This window comes from Rahnella sp. 1L-D-7-B-C2, from assembly GCF_057290995.1.
Window position 1 is genome coordinate 13181 of record NZ_JBXAVQ010000003.1, and the last position, 16920, is coordinate 30100.

At 53.6% G+C, this 16920-nt stretch carries 16 protein-coding genes; 14 read left to right on the plus strand and 2 right to left on the minus strand.

What is annotated here, in order from left to right:
* Positions 1-76 precede the first annotated feature (76 nt).
* From AC0Z7K_RS06280 to AC0Z7K_RS06335, 12 genes are all read left to right on the plus strand, one after another.
* On the plus strand, positions 77-1060 hold the full coding sequence (locus AC0Z7K_RS06280) for a VirK/YbjX family protein (protein WP_485613421.1): 984 nt from the start codon (positions 77-79) through the stop codon (positions 1058-1060).
* Between the two features lie 406 nt (positions 1061-1466).
* Positions 1467-3032, plus strand: a complete 1566-nt coding sequence (locus tag AC0Z7K_RS06285; protein ID WP_485613423.1) for an MFS transporter — start codon at positions 1467-1469, stop codon at positions 3030-3032.
* A 90-nt stretch (positions 3033-3122) separates the two neighbouring features.
* Entirely contained in the window at positions 3123-5291 is a 2169-nt protein-coding gene (locus AC0Z7K_RS06290; RefSeq protein WP_485613424.1) for a right-handed parallel beta-helix repeat-containing protein, read from the plus strand.
* A gap of 75 nt (positions 5292-5366) precedes the next feature.
* Positions 5367-6047, plus strand: coding sequence for an oligogalacturonate-specific porin KdgM family protein (locus tag AC0Z7K_RS06295; protein WP_485613426.1), 681 nt, complete (start codon positions 5367-5369; stop codon positions 6045-6047).
* 230 nt (positions 6048-6277) lie between these two features.
* A complete protein-coding gene (locus AC0Z7K_RS06300; protein WP_485613428.1) occupies positions 6278-6403 on the plus strand; it encodes a hypothetical protein in 126 nt (41 codons plus the stop codon).
* Between the two features lie 229 nt (positions 6404-6632).
* Positions 6633-6983, plus strand: a complete 351-nt coding sequence (locus tag AC0Z7K_RS06305) for a hypothetical protein (protein WP_485613430.1) — start codon at positions 6633-6635, stop codon at positions 6981-6983.
* 293 nt (positions 6984-7276) lie between these two features.
* On the plus strand, positions 7277-7420 hold the full coding sequence (locus AC0Z7K_RS06310) for a hypothetical protein (protein ID WP_485613431.1): 144 nt from the start codon (positions 7277-7279) through the stop codon (positions 7418-7420).
* A 60-nt stretch (positions 7421-7480) separates the two neighbouring features.
* Entirely contained in the window at positions 7481-9172 is a 1692-nt protein-coding gene (locus AC0Z7K_RS06315) for a Na/Pi cotransporter family protein (protein ID WP_485613433.1), read from the plus strand.
* 128 nt (positions 9173-9300) lie between these two features.
* On the plus strand, positions 9301-10134 hold the full coding sequence (gene otsB, locus AC0Z7K_RS06320) for a trehalose-phosphatase (RefSeq protein WP_485613434.1): 834 nt from the start codon (positions 9301-9303) through the stop codon (positions 10132-10134).
* Positions 10131-11537 carry an alpha,alpha-trehalose-phosphate synthase gene (gene otsA / locus AC0Z7K_RS06325; RefSeq protein ID WP_413531037.1) on the plus strand — a complete coding sequence of 469 codons (1407 nt, stop codon included), beginning with the start codon at positions 10131-10133 and terminating at the stop codon, positions 11535-11537. Before otsB ends, otsA begins: the two co-directional genes overlap by 4 nt.
* A gap of 80 nt (positions 11538-11617) precedes the next feature.
* Positions 11618-13273 carry an alpha,alpha-trehalase TreF gene (treF, locus tag AC0Z7K_RS06330; RefSeq protein WP_485613435.1) on the plus strand — a complete coding sequence of 552 codons (1656 nt, stop codon included), beginning with the start codon at positions 11618-11620 and terminating at the stop codon, positions 13271-13273.
* 76 nt (positions 13274-13349) lie between these two features.
* Positions 13350-13748, plus strand: a complete 399-nt coding sequence (locus AC0Z7K_RS06335; RefSeq protein ID WP_485613436.1) for a YybH family protein — start codon at positions 13350-13352, stop codon at positions 13746-13748.
* Positions 13749-13785: 37 nt separating this feature from the next.
* Here the strand turns inward: AC0Z7K_RS06335 and AC0Z7K_RS06340 are convergent, their stop codons facing one another.
* On the minus strand, positions 13786-14775 hold the full coding sequence (locus tag AC0Z7K_RS06340; RefSeq protein ID WP_485613437.1) for a nitrilase family protein: 990 nt from the start codon (positions 14773-14775) through the stop codon (positions 13786-13788).
* Positions 14776-14887: 112 nt separating this feature from the next.
* Between AC0Z7K_RS06340 and AC0Z7K_RS06345 the strand changes: the two genes are divergently transcribed.
* Both AC0Z7K_RS06345 and AC0Z7K_RS06350 read left to right on the plus strand, forming a co-directional pair.
* Complete coding sequence (locus AC0Z7K_RS06345) at positions 14888-15739, plus strand: LysR family transcriptional regulator (protein WP_485613438.1); 852 nt, start codon at positions 14888-14890, stop codon at positions 15737-15739.
* A gap of 153 nt (positions 15740-15892) precedes the next feature.
* Positions 15893-16372, plus strand: coding sequence for an Hcp family type VI secretion system effector (locus AC0Z7K_RS06350; RefSeq protein ID WP_485613439.1), 480 nt, complete (start codon positions 15893-15895; stop codon positions 16370-16372).
* A gap of 73 nt (positions 16373-16445) precedes the next feature.
* Here AC0Z7K_RS06350 and AC0Z7K_RS06355 read toward each other — a convergent pair whose 3' ends face one another.
* A complete protein-coding gene (locus AC0Z7K_RS06355) occupies positions 16446-16910 on the minus strand; it encodes a hypothetical protein (protein ID WP_485613441.1) in 465 nt (154 codons plus the stop codon).
* Between the last annotated feature and the right edge of the window lie 10 nt (positions 16911-16920).

Sequence of the window (16920 nt, forward strand, 5' to 3'; positions counted from 1 at the left end):
TTTCTTTAACAGAGCGTTGTAAAGTTGTTTAAAAATCGGGTGATACCGTGAATATTTCAGGCAGCGGAAATCATTCATGGAACACTCATCCCTCAACGACATCGAATCCCTCAGCGGCACGCAGTCCGCTGATACTTCCAACAGCCAAAAAGCCAGCGGATTCAGTTTGTTTATGGATTTGCTGAGCGGCGCATGCGTGCCGGATAACCTCTGGCGTGACCGGATGTTCCGCGTGAAGTACGCCGTCCGCACTTTATTGCACCCGCTGGATACGCTGAAAGTCCTTAACAAAATGGCCGCCGAACCGGTCTGGCAGGAAGCGTTCACTGTGCAGACCAAACTGCCGAGCAAAATTCACAAACCTTATCTGTATCTCGGGCTGCCATCCGCCGGTCGCGCCGGGGCACTCCTTGATCACTATGAGTTCGTCAGAAATCTGGAAAACGTGCAGCTACGTAACACTTTTCTCAGCGCAGAAGGTCGCACCGTGAACCAGTTCAGCGGCAAAGATGGCGAAACCTTTAGCGTGGTGCTGGGGTCGATCGGTAAATCCGAGCGTGAAGGCGAAGCCAATATGTTTCTGTACATGGAAGAGACACTGCTGGCGGCGCTGACGTTCAGCGTGGTGCAACGCCCGGAAGGGCTGACGATGATCGTCGGCGGATTCCAGGGGGCGCATCGCTCAACCCCGCATGAGGTGATTAAACAGGCGACCAAATCGTGCTACGGACTGTTCCCGAAACGTCTGCTTCTGGAAAGCCTGCAGCGCATCGCCGCGCAAACTGGCGTGCAGCGTATTCTGGCGGTCAGCGATACCGGCCATGTGTTCCGCAGTCTGCGTTACCGTCACCGCAAGAAAAACGTGTTTGTCGCCAGCTATAACGAATTTTGGGATTCCATCAGTGCGGCGCCGTATTCATCTGCGTTATACGACGTACCGTTGACGTTACCGCGTAAAACCATGGAAGAGCTGCCGAGCAAAAAGCGTTCTGAATACCGTAAACGCTATACCTTGCTGGATGAATTAAACCAAAGTACAGCGTCATTACTGAAAGCCTGAAACAACGTTTTTTGTGATTTAACACGTCTGAAATTCACTCGCTGTAGCAAGCAACAGGGCCAGGGATTGGCCTTTCCTCCCGTTTTCGTGTGACTTGTATGGCAGCTTAACGCGCCTCACTTTTTCCTTCCTCAGATCTACGCTCATTTTAAGTCACGGTTTCGTAAAGCATTAGTGCGTTAATGATTCAATTCATAACTAATAGATTATGAATAATCGCGTCAATTGTGTTTTTTTTATGAATGAGAATGTTACACGTATCGCAAATCCGTCTGACAAAAACCCTCCCGCTGCGCTAAACGTGAGTTAATTCACATCTATTCATTCATTTCGCCTATATAAAACGCAATATCTATAAAAATGAAACACAGGTTCATAAATTCAAACTCTCTGGGCGGGAAACGCAATGAACACAGAAAAACCGATTTTATTCAGGCATCAGCTGGCGTACGGCGGCGGTAATTTACTGGGCAGCGGGGCGCTGGCCATTGCTGGTATCTGGCTGCTCTATTTCTACACCACATTCTGTGGCCTGACGCTGCTACAGGCTTCGGCGATCTTTTCTGTCGCCAGCATCATCGATGCAATCAGCAACCCGCTGATGGGTTACCTTTCCGATAACTTCGGCAAAACGCGCCTCGGCAAACGTTTTGGCCGCCGTCGCTTCTTTATCTTGCTCGGCATTCCTCTGATGATGTTCTACCCGCTGCTGTGGGTTGAGGGCTTCGGCTTTTGGTATTACCTGTCCACTTACGTGGTGTTCGAACTGATCTACACCTCGGTGATGGTGCCGTACGAAACCCTCGCGACGGAAATGACCACCGACTTCTCCGCGCGCTCTAAGCTGACTGGCTACAAAGCGATCTTCGGTAAAGTGGCCAATTTCCTCGCCGCGTTTATTCCCGGTCAGTTCATCCTTATCTACGGAAAAGACTCCGCCGAACCGTTCTTCTTCACTGCGCTGACTTACGGCGTGATCTTATGCGTCGCCATTGGCATGCTGTATCTCTCTTCCTGGGAACGTCCGACAGAAGAAACCACACCGGTTGATGAGAAGAAAATGACGCTGGGTAAAACCATGCTTACGCTGCTGCGTGACATGAAATCTACCTTCCACCTGCGCGTGTTCCGCAAACATCTGGGCATGTACCTGTGCGGATTCGGGGCGGAATGGCTGTTTGCTTCGGTCTTCACTTATTTCATCATTTTCGTTTTGCAATATGATCCAACCATGGTCGCCGGGCTGAGCAGCCTGAACTCGATTCTTCAACTGTTCTCCACCGCGATCTTCATCGGGATTTGCGTGAAGCACGGCTTCAGCAAGCCTTACATTCTGGCGCTGGGCATTGTGGTGTTCTCGGTGGCCTGCTACAGCCTGCTGCATTTCCTGCATCTGCCGCAGCAGTACGCCACGGTCGCCATGCTGACCATCACTGTCATCTTCGGTATCGGCACTGGCGGCGTGTATTACATTCCCTGGACGGTTTACACCTTCCTTGCGGACATTGATGAAGCCTTCACTGGCCGTCGTCGCGAAGGCATTTACGCCGGTGCCATGACCTTCTCCGGCAAGCTGATGCGCTCGGTGATCGTCTTCGTGATGGGCGCTATCCTCAGTTTCTACGGCTTCCAGTCCAAATCTCACACCCAGCCCGAAAGCGCCGTTACTGCCATTGCGATGGTGTTCTGTATCGGGGTGATTGCACTGGCGCTGATGGCGATGGTGTTCAGTAATCAGATGAAGCTGAACCGCAAAACTCACCTGGTGGTACTGGGCGAAGTGGCGCGTATCAAAGCGGGCGGAGAAATCAGCCAGATCCAACCGGACGTTCGTGCGGTAATGGAAAACCTGATTGGCTATCCGTACGAACAATGCTGGGGCAACAGTGAAGTCTGCCGCAAAATCTTCGATACGCCCGCCGTTGACCTGAACGATCCTAAACCGATGGTGAGCACCACGCAGCACCCGTAATTCCTGAGCTTTACCTTACTCACGATAACCTAACCGACTGGCCGGTACACCCGGCCAGCGACGCCTTACGCATTCAGGATGAGAAAGATTATGTGGGAACGACACCTGTTTATTGTCGCGCTGTCTCTCGGGGCAAGCGCACAGGGCATGGCCGCCGCATTGCCTGCCCCCGGCAGTCTGGTCTGGCACAGCATCACCTTTGGCCAGTCCACCGATATTAATTTTGCGACTAACGTTTTGCCGGAAAAAATCGGTATGAACGAAACCCGGCTGGCGGACGGTAAAACCATCCCCGCCGCCGGAACGCCGCTGACGACGCCGTTTACCGTTGAAAGCCGCGGCGGAAAGGTGGGTAACAGCCACGACGGATTAACCTATTTCTACACGCGCTTACCGGCTGACGTGAATTTCCAGCTGGAAGCGGACATCACGCTCAACCAGTTTGGACCGGAAAACGGTGCAAAACCGGCGGGTCAGGAAGGCGCTGGTTTGCTGGTGCGCGATATTCTCGGAATGCCACGTGAGCCGGTGACCAAACCGGGCATCGAGGAATTGCCAGCGGCGTCCAATATGGTCATGAACAGCGTGATGGCGACAGGCGATAAACCACCGGTGGTTGCGTTGATGGCCAGACAGGGCGTGAAGCAGCCGTGGGGCAATACCGGCATCGGCATTGTGCGCGAAAGTTATCATCCGCTGACCACCCCCGCGCATTTCTCCCTGCGCCTGACGCGCACGGACACCGGTTTTGACGTCGCCTATGCGCCTCAGGGCAGCGAACAGTGGACGACGAAAACTGCCGAAGGCGCTGACCGCATCACAATGCTTGATAAAACCGGCTATTACGTCGGGTTCTTCGCCTCGCGCAACGCCAGCATTACCGTCAATCACGCGAAGCTGACGCTCAGCGAAGCGCACACGCAGCCTTCCGCACCCTACGTGACGCCGTCACTGAAGCCGCGCATTGAAGTGATGTCCTCTCCGGCGATCACCCGACGCGACGGTGTTTTCCAGTTGCGCACTAACGGTGACGGGCAGTTGCAGATTGAACAGGGCGGCAAACCGCTGCTTCGTCAGCAAACCGTGCGCGGCGGCGAAGTGGTCGCGGTGCCGTTCCACGCCGACCAGCCCGCAACGGTACTGCGCGTGACGTTTACGCCGAAAAATGGCCAGCCGCTGATGCAGGAATTTCCAGTCAGTATGGCGCTGGTGAGCAATCCGGATGAATTGTACGTCTCAGCGCAGGGCGCAGCGGGCAATGACGGCTCCCGCGCGCATCCGCTGGATTTCGCCAGCGCGGTCAATCTGCTGGCACCGGGCGGTACGCTTTGGCTGGAGGATGGTGACTATCCGGCAAGCTGGATCCCGGCGACCGCCAGCGGCACGGACAAGGCGATGAAAACGCTGAAAGCGCAGGGCGATAAGGTGATTTTCAACGGCTTGAAACTCGACGCCAGTTACTGGAACGTGCAGGGCATTACCGTGACGAAGAAAAGTTTCCATGTTGCCGGAAGTTACAATCATATCGACCGCGTTAAAGCACATCACGCCGACGATACCGGCATCTGGGTGGCCTCGCCGGACGGCATCGGTCGCGCATTGTGGGCGAGCCACAATCTGATCAGCAATTCAGAATCCTGGGGAAATCAGGATCCGGGGCGGAAAAATGCCGATGGCTTTGCGGTGAAAATGCGCGTCGGTGAGGGCAACCGTCTGGTGAACTGCTATTCCCACGACAACGTGGATGACGGTTTCGATCTGTTCAATAAGATCGAGGACGGCCCGAACGGCGTTGTCACGATTGAAAACAGTTTCTCGGTTCACAACGGCAGCAACGGTTTCAAACTCGGTGGCGAAGGATTACCGGTCGCGCACGTCGTCCGCCATAACGTGGCGGTGGAAAACGGCATGGACGGCTTTACCGATAACTTTAATCCCGGCGCACTGGTGATTGAAGACAACCGTGCGCTGAACAACAAACGCTTCAACTTCCTGTTCCGCCCGTCGCCTTATACCCCCGCTGATAAACTGGGCGTGTTCAAAGGCAACGTTTCGCTGCGTACTACGGAGGGCAAGTACGACGATGCGGTCAGCGGCAACGCAGATGACAGCAATTATTTCTATACCGGCCATAAAAGCGTGAATAACACCGGAAAAGAAATACAGCCGCAGGATTATCTTTCTATGACACTCCCGGAACCTGTGATGCGTAATCCGGACGGTACGTTTAATTATCAAGATTTTCTTAAAAAGAAATAAATGAAGTCAAAATAAGACTGAAGTCTTAAATACAAACATAAAAACACTACTCAATATCTCTGGGATTATTAAAACATGAAAAATAACAGACTGCTGCTCTGCGGTCTGCTGCTGGCCAGCGCCGGTAGTCAGGCTGTCACTATTGATCTTCGCCATGAATGGCTGGACGACAGTAAGCAAAATAAAGACCGGGCGATGGTGTCACACCGTTTTGCCAGCGGCTTTGGTTTCTCGCTGGAAGCCAAGTGGAAGTCCGGAGGGGATAACCCAAACAAACCCTTTAATAATCTGGTGGATAACGGCACAGAGAGCACCGTCAGCTATCAGTATAAAGTGACGCCAGCGTTTTTCCTGCAACCCGGTTTTACGCTGGAATCCAGTTCGGATAACAGCATCTATAAGCCATTTTTAACCGCCGGATATACCTTCGACAGCGGCATCTACCTTAATGGCCGTTACCGTTATGAATATACCCGATATACCAAAGAGAATACCGAAGACCGTAAAACCAATCGGGGCGAAATCTGGCTGGGATATCGTCTTGCCGACTGGCGTTTCGAATATAACTATATTTATAAACACAGCGACCAGGTGTTATACGACAATGATAAATGGGATTACGAACAGGATCTAAAAGTCGCTTATAACATTAATAAACAATGGACGCCGTATGCGCAGATCGGCGATGTCTCAGTGCGCAAAACCACCGACGAACGCCAGACGCGGTTCCGTCTTGGCGTGCAATACAATTTCTGATAGCTAAACTTCAACATGTCTGACAGACACGCCGGTCGGTTCAACACTTACCGGCGTTTTTAGGTTTCTGCCTGTGCGGTCGTTCAAACTTCTGGCGCATCCCGCCAGATTCTGCCTACTTCGCCGCACTGCATGGCCACGGCGCCAGCTGGGTGCGCCTGTCTTATGACAAATGGCACCATTTACTTATCCGGGTGAAGTTCCTTTCAACGATAAGCCGGAAATGTGGAATGCGAAACGCGTTGCCACCTCTCTTCAGCAGCCGTTTGATTGAGCAAAATAAACCGGATACGGTGAAACGTCACGCGACGCCGGAGTTTGAACCGATCCGCCGTCGCCTTGCCGGGAATGAATAGCCTGGCAAAATAATAAGGTTGTTTACGTTCGTTTATATTTCCATGAAACCTCACTCAAATATAAACGAACGATTTAAACTGCTTTTGCAGGTTGACAATAATATACAGCATGGGTAAATTGCACGAGCCGGAAGTTGCGGCCTTTATCCACTAATACATAAGAGACTAATGGACACAGTATTTAGTAACTCACCGGACGACGCTGACATAGCGCGCCGGAATTTTAAACATGAAATCGATTGTGATCATTTCATCGTTTGGGTGTGCCTCGCCAGAGCCTGATGCTCTTGTGTTATCTCACCTCAACCTGAATGTCACGGTCCCGAGGTGTGTTATGAAGTTCAAATCTACCCTTTTTGCCGATGTCAGAACGCTGACGTCCACTTTGCGTGTCCGCCCGTCCCGCGACAGGACGCTGGGTGCCCGTAAGAAAGATTCGCCATCCATTTTTTCTTCTAAAATCAACGGAATGAATTTCTCTTTGATCACCTGGCGTGTCAGTCCTGTCACCGGCCGGCTGGAGCAGCGTTGTATCGTTTCTGACAGCGAAGAACCGCAAAGTCGGTTTTCCCCCGCCTGATTCAGCCCGTGGCATTTTTGCCGCGCTGAACATCGTCTTTATTGACGGCTGACCGTTATCGTCTTTTTTATTATTTCTGTTCATGGAAATAATAAAGAGAGCGGCGAAGCCATGCCGAAATAAAAGACAAATAATCGATTTCACTCCGTTTATTTAACTCTCGTGGTTGAAAGGGAATTAATAAATGGCGGGAAGTCCTGCGCATTAAAATTGATAAATACCGCTCGCTTAATTAACGCGAATGTTTTTGGCAGGAATATCGCTCGGCAAAATCTGCCGAAGCGTTGAAAGCCATGGTCCGCACGACCGCCAGCGTATTGCGTCGCGATGCGGCAGGACAACCGGGCAAACCAAACAGTGGTTCTGATCCGCTGAACAAGGTGCTGCAGCCCATCGCGGCACCTGTCCTGACGCTTAACTTCGCTGTCAGCTTTTGACCAAAATCTTTTCATCATAAAAGAATAACAACGACAACCCTGAAAAAGGGGAGCAAAGAAATGACTGTAATGACCATGACCACCCAATCCGGAACCCAGCTGCTGATCAACCTGGCTGGCGCGATCGCGCTGCTGCTTTGGGGTTCCCATATGATTTCGACCGCGCTGCAACGCGGTTTTGGTACACCGCTGCGTAACTGGATGGGGCGGCACCTCACCAGCCGCTGGATGGCGCTGCTGGCCGGTATCGGCATCACCGGCCTGTTGCAAAGCAGTACGGCGGTCAGCCTGATGGCGACCTCCTTTACCGCCGCCGGAACCCTGGGCCTCGCACCGGCGCTGGCGGTGATGCTCGGCGCAAACGTGGGCTCCACGCTGGTGGTACAACTGATGAGTTTTAACACCGGTGTTGCTGTCCCGCTGCTGATACTCAGCGGCTTCGTGGTATTTAAAATCCGCGATCATTCTGGTTTCGAGAGCGCTGGTTGCGCGCTGATTGGCCTCGGCCTGATGCTGATGTCGCTTAGCCTGCTGGGCGCGACGCTTAGCCATATCGAAACCACGCCGGTGTTCCACGCCGTGATGCAGGGGCTGGAGGGCGACACGCTGATCGCACTGCTGGTGGCGATCGTCCTGACGCTGATTTGTCACTCGAGCGTCGCGGTGATTTTGCTGATTGCCTCGCTGGCCGCCACCGGCGTGATGACACCGGTCACAGCGATGGTACTGGTGCTCGGGGCGAATATCGGCGGGGCATTGCCGCCGGTGCTCAACGCCGGTTCCGCCGCTGCACGCCGTCTGCCGGTGGGAAATCTGCTTATTCGGGGTGCAGGCTGCGTGCTGGCGCTGGCGATGATGCCGGTGCTCAGTACGCTCGCCGACAGGCTGGCGCTGACGACGCCGCAGTGGGTGATCGGTTTTCACACGGCATTCAGCGCAGTGCTGGCGGCGGCCTTCATCGGCCTGACCGCACCGATGGCCCGTATGCTGGAGCGACTCTTGCCGGAAGCCGGGCGCGCCGTTGACGCCGGAATGCCGATGTATCTCGACGAAGCCGGGCTGGATATCGCCTATATCGGGCTGTCCAACTCGGTGCGTGAATCGCTGCGCGCCGCCGACATGCTGAACTTGATGCTCGACCGGCTGCGGACGCTGTTCCATGCGCCCGAAAATCGTTCAGCGGCAGACATCCGCCAGCTGGATCACCTGCTTGACGGACTGAGTGCGGCGATCCGCGCGTATCTGGCCGATCTGGGGCAGGACGGGCTGAGCGATTCTGACGCCGACCGCGCGCAGGAGATCCTGATGTTTGTGATCAACACAGAGCACGCCGGAGACATTCTCTCCAGCAGCCTCGCGCAGCTGGCGACACGTCGTGCGCAACGGGGTGAGCTGTTCAGTGAATTCGAGTTGCATAACATCGGCCTGCTGCATGCGGAAATTCTGACCAGCCTGCGTCTGGCGGTCACCGCGTTCCTTGGCGAAGACCTGCCTGCCGCACATCAGCTGGTGGCGCGAAAGGAAGTGATCCGCCAGATCGAAGCCACGGCCAGCCGTGAGCATTTTAAAAAGCTGCGTGAGGATAAAAATGCCTGGGCGGAATCGGGCGATATTTTCCAGCGCGTACTGCGTGATTACCGCCGCGTACATCATCACATTGCCGCCGTGGCCTATCCGGTGATTGACCGGCTGAGTGATGAAAGTCTGCCGGTGAGAAATGACCGGGACAGGCTGCAGGAAGGCAGACCATGAGGCGCAGTCGGTTCTGGAATAATCCGATAATCCCTTTAGCCCCTTTAATTGGGGCTATAGTTAATCGATTGTAAAAGCAAGAAGCACAGCATGTGATTGTGCTCAGCCTCACAAACAGGAGCATCATTTTGAACAGCAATTTGACCAGCAGCACGCAGGATACTACCCCGGAAACACCCCCGAATCCCGCCATACACGGCGGGGATTATGCGTTCTTCTTCGACGTCGATGGCACGCTGGCAGAAATCTGCCCCGAGCCGGACGCCGTCAGTATCCCCGTTAATGTCCGTAACAACCTGCAAACTTTGTCGGTGGCCTGCAATGGCGCGCTGGCGCTGATCTCAGGCCGCCCGATTGAGCAACTGGATCAGCTCGCCACGCCGTTTGTCTTCCCGGCCGCCGGTGTTCACGGCGCAGAACTGCGCGACAGCGCAGGCAATCTGCACCGCGTTTCCCTGCCGGAAGCGGTGGCGGTGCCTTTACTGCATATGCTGGAACAGGGAATGGCGGAAATGCCGGGTACGCTGCTCGAGGCCAAAGGGATGGCGTTTGCGCTGCATTACCGTCAGGCAACGGATTACCAGCAGCAGGTGTTAACGCTGGCTGAAGCCGCTGTGGCGAAGTTTCCGCAGCTGATGTTACAGCGCGGGAAATGCGTGGCCGAAATCAAACCCCGCGGCAATGATAAAGGGGCCGCCATCACCGAATTTATGCAGCAGGCGCCGTTTGCTGGCCGCACGCCGGTGTTTGTCGGTGATGACCTGACCGATGAAAAAGGGTTTCAGGCCGTCAACGCGCTGCACGGGATCACCGTGAAAGTCGGAGAGGGGTCAAGCCATGCGCGCTACCGGCTCGGGAAAGTCACCGACGTTTACAGCTGGATTGAACAAATGCTTGAACAAGCGATGTTACAACGTCACCTAAATAACAATAATGTAGAAGTAAAGGAGTCCAGTTTATGAGTCGCCTCGTTGTAGTCTCTAACCGTATTGCCATCCCTGATGGCACCAAATCCGCCGGCGGTCTTGCCGTCGGTATTGTGGATGCATTGAAAAATACTTCCGGCCTGTGGTTTGGCTGGAACGGTGAAATCAGCGAAATCTCTGAGAGCGAAGAAGATGATATGAGCGTCGTGGAAGACGACGGTATTACGTATGCCTCGGTCCCGCTCAATCAGAACGATTACGATCTTTATTATTGTCAGTTCTCCAACGCCGTCCTTTGGCCTGCGCTTCATTACCGCATCGATCTGGTGGATTACCAGCGTGAAGCCTGGGAAGGTTACTGCCGTGTAAATGACCTGCTGGCGAGAAGATTGCTCCCGCTGCTTAAACCTGACGATATTCTGTGGATCCACGATTATCATCTGCTGCCTTTTGCTGCGTCACTGCGGAAACTGGGCGTGACCAACCGCATCGGTTTCTTCCTGCACATTCCGTTCCCGACACCTGAAATCTTCAACGCAGTGCCGCCTCATAACGAGCTGCTGGAAATGATGTCGCAGTACGATTTGCTGGGTTTCCAGACCGAAGGCGACCGTCTGGCGTTTCTCGATAATCTGGGCGAACTGACCACTTTGCAGCCGACCGGCACTTACATGCATCAGGCTTTCGGTAACACCTTCAGCACCGGTGTTTATCCGATCAGCATCGCGCCGGACAGCATCAAAGAGATGGCCGAAGGGCCACTGCCCTCCAAACTGGCGGCGATGGAGCAGGAACTGCGTGAAGCGCAAAATATCATTTCCTGTGAGCGTCTGGATTACACCAAAGGTCTGCCGGAGCGTTTTCTGGCGTTCGAAGCGCTGCTGGAGAAATTCCCGCAACATCGCGGTAAAGTGCGTTACTCACAAATCGCACCGACGTCGCGCGGTGATGTGCAGGCTTATCAGGATTTGCGCCACCAGCTTGAGACCGAGGTCGGACGCATCAACGGTAAATATGGCAGCCTGAACCAGACGCCGCTGTTTTACCTCAATCAGCATTTCCAGCGCAGTTTACTGATGAAGCTGTTCCGCCTGACCGACGTCGGGCTGGTCACGCCGCTGCGTGATGGCATGAATCTGGTGGCGAAAGAGTATGTGGCGGCGCAGGATCCGAAAGATCCGGGTGTGCTGGTGCTTTCTCAGTTTGCCGGTGCCGCCAATGAACTGACCGCTGCGCTGATCGTCAACCCCTATGACCGCGATGATGTCGCCGCCGCGCTGGATAAAGCACTGACCATGCCGCTGGAAGAGCGTATTGAGCGCTACAACGACATGATGAACGTCCTGCATAAAAACGATATCGCCAACTGGGGCGATACCTATCTGAAAGATCTGAACGCCATCTCCACCCACAGCATCGGCCATGACGCCGTGGCGTAAATAACATCGTCACATTCCACTTTCTGGCGCAGCCCTGAGTCCGGGCTGCGCTCTTTCAGCAATACAGAGGCTTGTATCATATGGAAAACACCAAAATTCAGATGAAGGATCCGACTGAGTTCGATGTGGAAGACGATCGCCTGACTGAACTTGAACCTATTGAACTGATTCTTGAAAGAATGATGGACGCCGAGCCAGAGCCGGAGATGATCGAAGGCCTGCCGCATTCTGATGCGCTAACGCCCGCCGACCGTTATCTGGAACTGTTTACCGCCGTGCAGTCCTCGCACCTGTTTGAAGACAGCAAAACCTTTCCCGACTGCCCGCCGAAAATGGATCCGCTGGATATTCTCCTGCGCTACCGCCGTATCAAAAATCATCCCGGCTTTAACTTACAGCGCTTTGTGGACGCCCACTTTTCGCTGCCTGCGCACCACGGTGATGAGTATGTTTCCGATCCGGGCGACTCCCTGAAAGAACACATCGATAAGCTTTGGCCAGTCCTGACCCGCCAGCCGGAAGATCACGTGCCGTGGTCTTCTCTGCTGCCGTTGCCACAGGCGTACGTCGTGCCGGGCGGGCGTTTCAGCGAGACTTATTATTGGGATTCCTACTTCACCATGCTGGGGCTCGCGGAAAGCGGTCGTAACGATCTGCTGCGCACCATGGCGGACAATTTCGCGTGGATGATCGAAATCTACGGGCACATTCCGAACGGCAACCGCACCTATTACCTCAGCCGCTCACAGCCACCGATTTTTGCGTTGATGGTCGAACTGTTCGAGGAAGACGGCGTGCGCGGCGCGAAGCGTTATCTCGATCACCTGTTGATGGAATACGATTTCTGGATGGACGGTGCGGAATCATTGACGCCCAATCAGGCTTATCGTCACGTGGTCTGCTTGCCGGATGGCACGTTGCTTAACCGTTACTGGGATGACCGTGATACCCCGCGCGATGAATCCTGGCGGGAAGACGTAGAGACCGCCAAACTTTCCAGCCGTCCGGCCAACGAGGTGTACCGCGATTTACGTGCGGGTGCAGAATCCGGCTGGGATTATTCGTCGCGCTGGCTGCGTGATGCCGACCGCCTCGCCAGTATCCGCACCACGCAGTTTATCCCGGTGGATCTCAACGCGTTTCTCTACAAGCTGGAAAGCGCTATCTGCAACATTTCCGGCCTGAAAGGCGATAAAGTCACCGCCACGCAGTTTCGTGAAAAAGCTGACCTGCGCCGCGAGGCGATCAACCGCTATCTGTGGGATGAAGAAGAAGGGTGCTTCCGCGATTACGACTGGCATCAGCAAAAAATGGCGCTGTTTTCTGCCGCCAGCGTGGTACCGCTGTACGTCGGCCTCGCGACTCACGCGCAGGCCAAACGGCTGGCCGGGGCGGTGCAAAATCGCCTGCTCACGCTGGGTGGAATCATGGCAACCGAATACGACACCGGCGAACAGTGGGATAAACCCAACGGCTGGGCACCGCTGCAATGGATGGCCATTCAGGGCTTTAAGCTGTACGGCAACGACGCTCTCGGCGATCTCATCGCCCGCAGCTGGTTGAAAACGGTCAATCAGTACTATCAGCAGCATCATAAACTGATCGAGAAATACCACATCTCCGGCGATGCCTCTCGCGGCGGCGGCGGTGGCGAATATCCGCTACAAGACGGTTTCGGCTGGACCAACGGCGTGGTGCGCAGGCTGATCGGTTTGTATGGCGAGAATTATGATTGACCGCTTGTCTGTATGCCGGTCTCTCTGATAAAAACGGGGGCTGGCTTTCTTTCACAGGCATACAGGAACCGTTCAGATGTCGACACACCCGATACGGCAGGTCATTGAAGCCTGCGACAAAGCGATCACCGCCCGCGATTTCGACCTGCTGATGACGTACTACGCCGAAGATGCGGCGCTGGTGGTGAAGCCTGGTATGGTCGCCACCGGCAAAGACAATATCCGCAAAGCTTTCGTGGCGATCTCTGATTATTTTCAGGGGCAGCTGGTAGTGGAACAGGGCGAGATGCAGGTCATCGAAGGCGCAGGCGATGCGCTGGTCATTATGGAAACAGTATTACATTACCCGGACGGAGAAGGTGTTTTCGTGACAACGTCACGTCGCGCCACTTATGTTTTCCGCCATTATGCGGACGGGCGTTGGGTGTGTACCATCGATAACTCCTATGGGACGGATTTGCTCGACGCTTCGTAACTCCACAGGCTCCCGCAGGAGCCTGTTTCACTTCTCTTTACCCCTCTTTCACCCCCGGTAATTCCTCAGAAAACCGTACCGTAATGGCGTCGCGTTCATACCCCTGACGCTCGGTCAGAATGTGGTACAGCTCAGGCCGGCGACCAGATATCCAGCGGCGGCCGGTGCTCATCGGGATTAATGAGAGATCGAGCACCGCGCGTACCATCGCGTCACCGGCGGCCCAAGTCTCTTCGACGATACGGCCATAGGGATCGAGGATCATCGCGTTGCCGGTGCGCACTTCGTCATCGTCAGCGCCGACGCCGTTGCTGAACAGAATAAACAGCCCGTTATCGTGAGCGCGGGCGGGCAGCCAGCGCATCAACCATTCGCGGCCGTTGGGGCCTTTGAACGCGGCGGTGATTTCCGCTTTGCGTTCTGCGCGTTGCTCCCAGAGTTCCAGCGGGATTGGCTTCATGCCATGCGGGCTGCGTGAATGCGTGCCGCCGGTCTGATGCGGGGCCAGCAGGATATCGGCGCCGAGCAGCGCGGTGGCGCGTACATTTTCCACCAGATTATTATCCCAGCAGATCAGGATGCCGACCTTTACACCCCAGGGTGTATCAAACACCGTAAAACCTTCGCCACTGCTGATCGCCGGATGCTCAAAGGCGTGCAGCTTGCGATGGGTATGCAGCGAACCGTCCGGCATGCAGGCCACGTAGGCGTTGTAGAGTCGGCCATCCGGCGCGCGTTCTATCAATCCCGCGCCAATCAGCATCTGATGTTTCATTGCCAGCGCACGGATAAGTGCCAACGACGTGCCGGTTTCCACCGGTTCCGCCAGCGCTTCAACGTCCGCCACGCTGAGCTTGGGCACATGCCAGTAGCCAGTGATACACATTTCTGGAAAGGCGAGTATCTTCACGCCTTCGACGGCCGCCTGCCCGATAAATTTCTCCATCATCATCAGGTTATATTTCTTGTCACCTGCCTGATGCTGGAACTGAACCACTGCCGCTTTGACTGACTGATTGTTTTGCATCGCTGCTCTCCGGACGTTTTCAGGGGGTCTGTTGACGCTGGTATTACAGCAAACGGGCTGATAACTTTATAATGAAGAGTTTTCCAAATTTGATAACCATTCGGAATGTAAAATGAACCTGCGTTTACTCCACGCTTTTGTGATGCTGGCTGAAAAAGAGAATTATGCCGCTGCCGCTGACGCGCTGGCGTTATCCCAGCCTGCGCTGACCAAACAGATCAACCTGTTGGAAGCGACGCTGAATGTGACGCTGTTTTCGCGCGGGCGGCACGGGACGTGCCTGACCACCGGCGGCGAGCTGTTATTGCCTGAGGCGAAGAAGGTATTAAAGCAAAACGCAGTGTTTTTACAGCACGCGACGCAGATAGCAAAAGGTGGTGAAGGTGTGATTGCCGCCGGGTTCGGGCTGTCGGGTTTTCTCTTTGCGCCACAGTGCATTGCGCGGTTCAGGGCGCAATACCCAGGTGTAGCGTTCCGGCTGGAAGATCTGCCGTCCGCGCAGCAATATGACATGTTGCAGAGCGGGGAATTGCAGGTGGGATTTGTCCGCGTACCGCCGCCCGCGCCGCTTAGCTATCACGTGCTGTTTGAAGATAATCTGGTGCTGGTCGCACCGGAAGATAACGGCCTGAGCCTCAGCGGATGGCTGAAGAAATTGCCGCTGTTGCGCTTATACGCGGATCGCGGTCGCGGCCTGAATGCGCAAACCGACCGCTTTCTGGAGGAAAACCGCTGTTTTGCGTCAGCCACGCAGCAAGCGGAAGATATCCAGACCATTGTGGCGCTGGTGATCGCCGGGATCGGGGTGGCGCTGTTGCCACAAAGCGTCATCCACATCGCGCCGCCGGGGCTGAATATTATTCCACTGACCGGCAAAGCAGCGCGCTGGCAGGTGGGTATCGCGTGGGATGCGCAGACGCCCGATCTGATCCGCGATAACTTTGTGAAGATGGTGATCGGCTAGATGCGCACGTTGTTAGGCAAAAATCTCTAGACGTTTCAGGAGATTTATTTAATGAACCTATTCAGTCATTGTAAATCCAAATAATCAGTGAGTTTTAAAAAGCAATCTCACGAACAGAACATAAACTTCATGAATATTTAAAGGAATAATATCATGGCAAATCTTATATATCTCACTCTCAATGGCCAGACTCAGGGGCTGATCTCATCCGGTTGTTCATCACTTGACTCTATTGGAAATAAGGCGCAAATAGCCCATTTAGATCAGATAATGGTTTATGAGTTAACGCACTCCATTTCCCGAGACCAGAATGCAATGCATCACCCGGTGATCCTCACTAAACCTATCGATAAGTCATCACCTTTACTCGGAAAAGCGATTTCTGAAAATGAAATGCTTACCTGTGATATTGATCTGTATCGTACGAACAGATTCGGTGCCAACGAACTTTATTATAAGTTAAAATTAACTCAGGCTCGTATTACCGATCTCCATCTTATATTCCCTCATATTATATTTGATAGTAAAGGGCAGCCTCAGGAAGTCGTCACGTTATCTTATGAAACGATAACCTGGGAACATATCTCAGCAGGTACAAGCGCGTACAGTTTTTGGCATGACAGAGTGATGTAAGACATCGACGTATACTGGCAGGGGGGGATTTCTCCTGCCAATATTTGGAAATGAAAGTACGAATTTTAGGGATTCAATTCTGTTTTTTGCTGTCACTTTTCCCCCATGGTTTCAAGCCAGTAATCTCAAAGCATTTACTTTTATCTTTCACGTAATAAATACCGGAGAATGCACCGCCGACGGGGCAGGAGTGATAGGATGAAAAGGCAAAGCCGATGTTGATCAGCGGACATGCAAGTAATGAAGAGAAAAACAAAACCCCATAAATGATGGACATATGCAGCATATATTTCAGTAACTTTTGGTTTGCCTTTATATTCTCTGTAAAAAAACAACTAATAAATAGGCACTCGAGATAAATCAAGAAAGGGGCTGATACTAATATTGGTACTATCCTCCAGTTATAATAAACAACGTCAGAACCGCCAAACAAATCCATCAGATCATAAATACAATAGCGAAAAAGGAAAAACTGCAGTATAGGGAATATAGTCACCAATAAAAATAAGTAAAGCAAAGTCTTGTATTTACCAGGCATGTAATCACCA

Coding starts and splice junctions, on each gene's coding strand:
- AC0Z7K_RS06280 (WP_485613421.1), top strand. CDS start 77: ATGGAACACTCATCCCTCAACGACATCGAATCCCTCAGCGGCACGCAG.
- AC0Z7K_RS06285 (WP_485613423.1), top strand. CDS start 1,467: ATGAACACAGAAAAACCGATTTTATTCAGGCATCAGCTGGCGTACGGC.
- AC0Z7K_RS06290 (WP_485613424.1), top strand. CDS start 3,123: ATGTGGGAACGACACCTGTTTATTGTCGCGCTGTCTCTCGGGGCAAGC.
- AC0Z7K_RS06295 (WP_485613426.1), top strand. CDS start 5,367: ATGAAAAATAACAGACTGCTGCTCTGCGGTCTGCTGCTGGCCAGCGCC.
- AC0Z7K_RS06300 (WP_485613428.1), top strand. CDS start 6,278: ATGCGAAACGCGTTGCCACCTCTCTTCAGCAGCCGTTTGATTGAGCAA.
- AC0Z7K_RS06305 (WP_485613430.1), top strand. CDS start 6,633: ATGAAATCGATTGTGATCATTTCATCGTTTGGGTGTGCCTCGCCAGAG.
- AC0Z7K_RS06310 (WP_485613431.1), top strand. CDS start 7,277: ATGGTCCGCACGACCGCCAGCGTATTGCGTCGCGATGCGGCAGGACAA.
- AC0Z7K_RS06315 (WP_485613433.1), top strand. CDS start 7,481: ATGACTGTAATGACCATGACCACCCAATCCGGAACCCAGCTGCTGATC.
- otsA (WP_413531037.1), top strand. CDS start 10,131: ATGAGTCGCCTCGTTGTAGTCTCTAACCGTATTGCCATCCCTGATGGC.
- treF (WP_485613435.1), top strand. CDS start 11,618: ATGGAAAACACCAAAATTCAGATGAAGGATCCGACTGAGTTCGATGTG.
- AC0Z7K_RS06335 (WP_485613436.1), top strand. CDS start 13,350: ATGTCGACACACCCGATACGGCAGGTCATTGAAGCCTGCGACAAAGCG.
- AC0Z7K_RS06340 (WP_485613437.1), bottom strand. CDS start 14,775: ATGCAAAACAATCAGTCAGTCAAAGCGGCAGTGGTTCAGTTCCAGCAT.
- AC0Z7K_RS06345 (WP_485613438.1), top strand. CDS start 14,888: ATGAACCTGCGTTTACTCCACGCTTTTGTGATGCTGGCTGAAAAAGAG.
- AC0Z7K_RS06350 (WP_485613439.1), top strand. CDS start 15,893: ATGGCAAATCTTATATATCTCACTCTCAATGGCCAGACTCAGGGGCTG.
- AC0Z7K_RS06355 (WP_485613441.1), bottom strand. CDS start 16,910: ATGCCTGGTAAATACAAGACTTTGCTTTACTTATTTTTATTGGTGACT.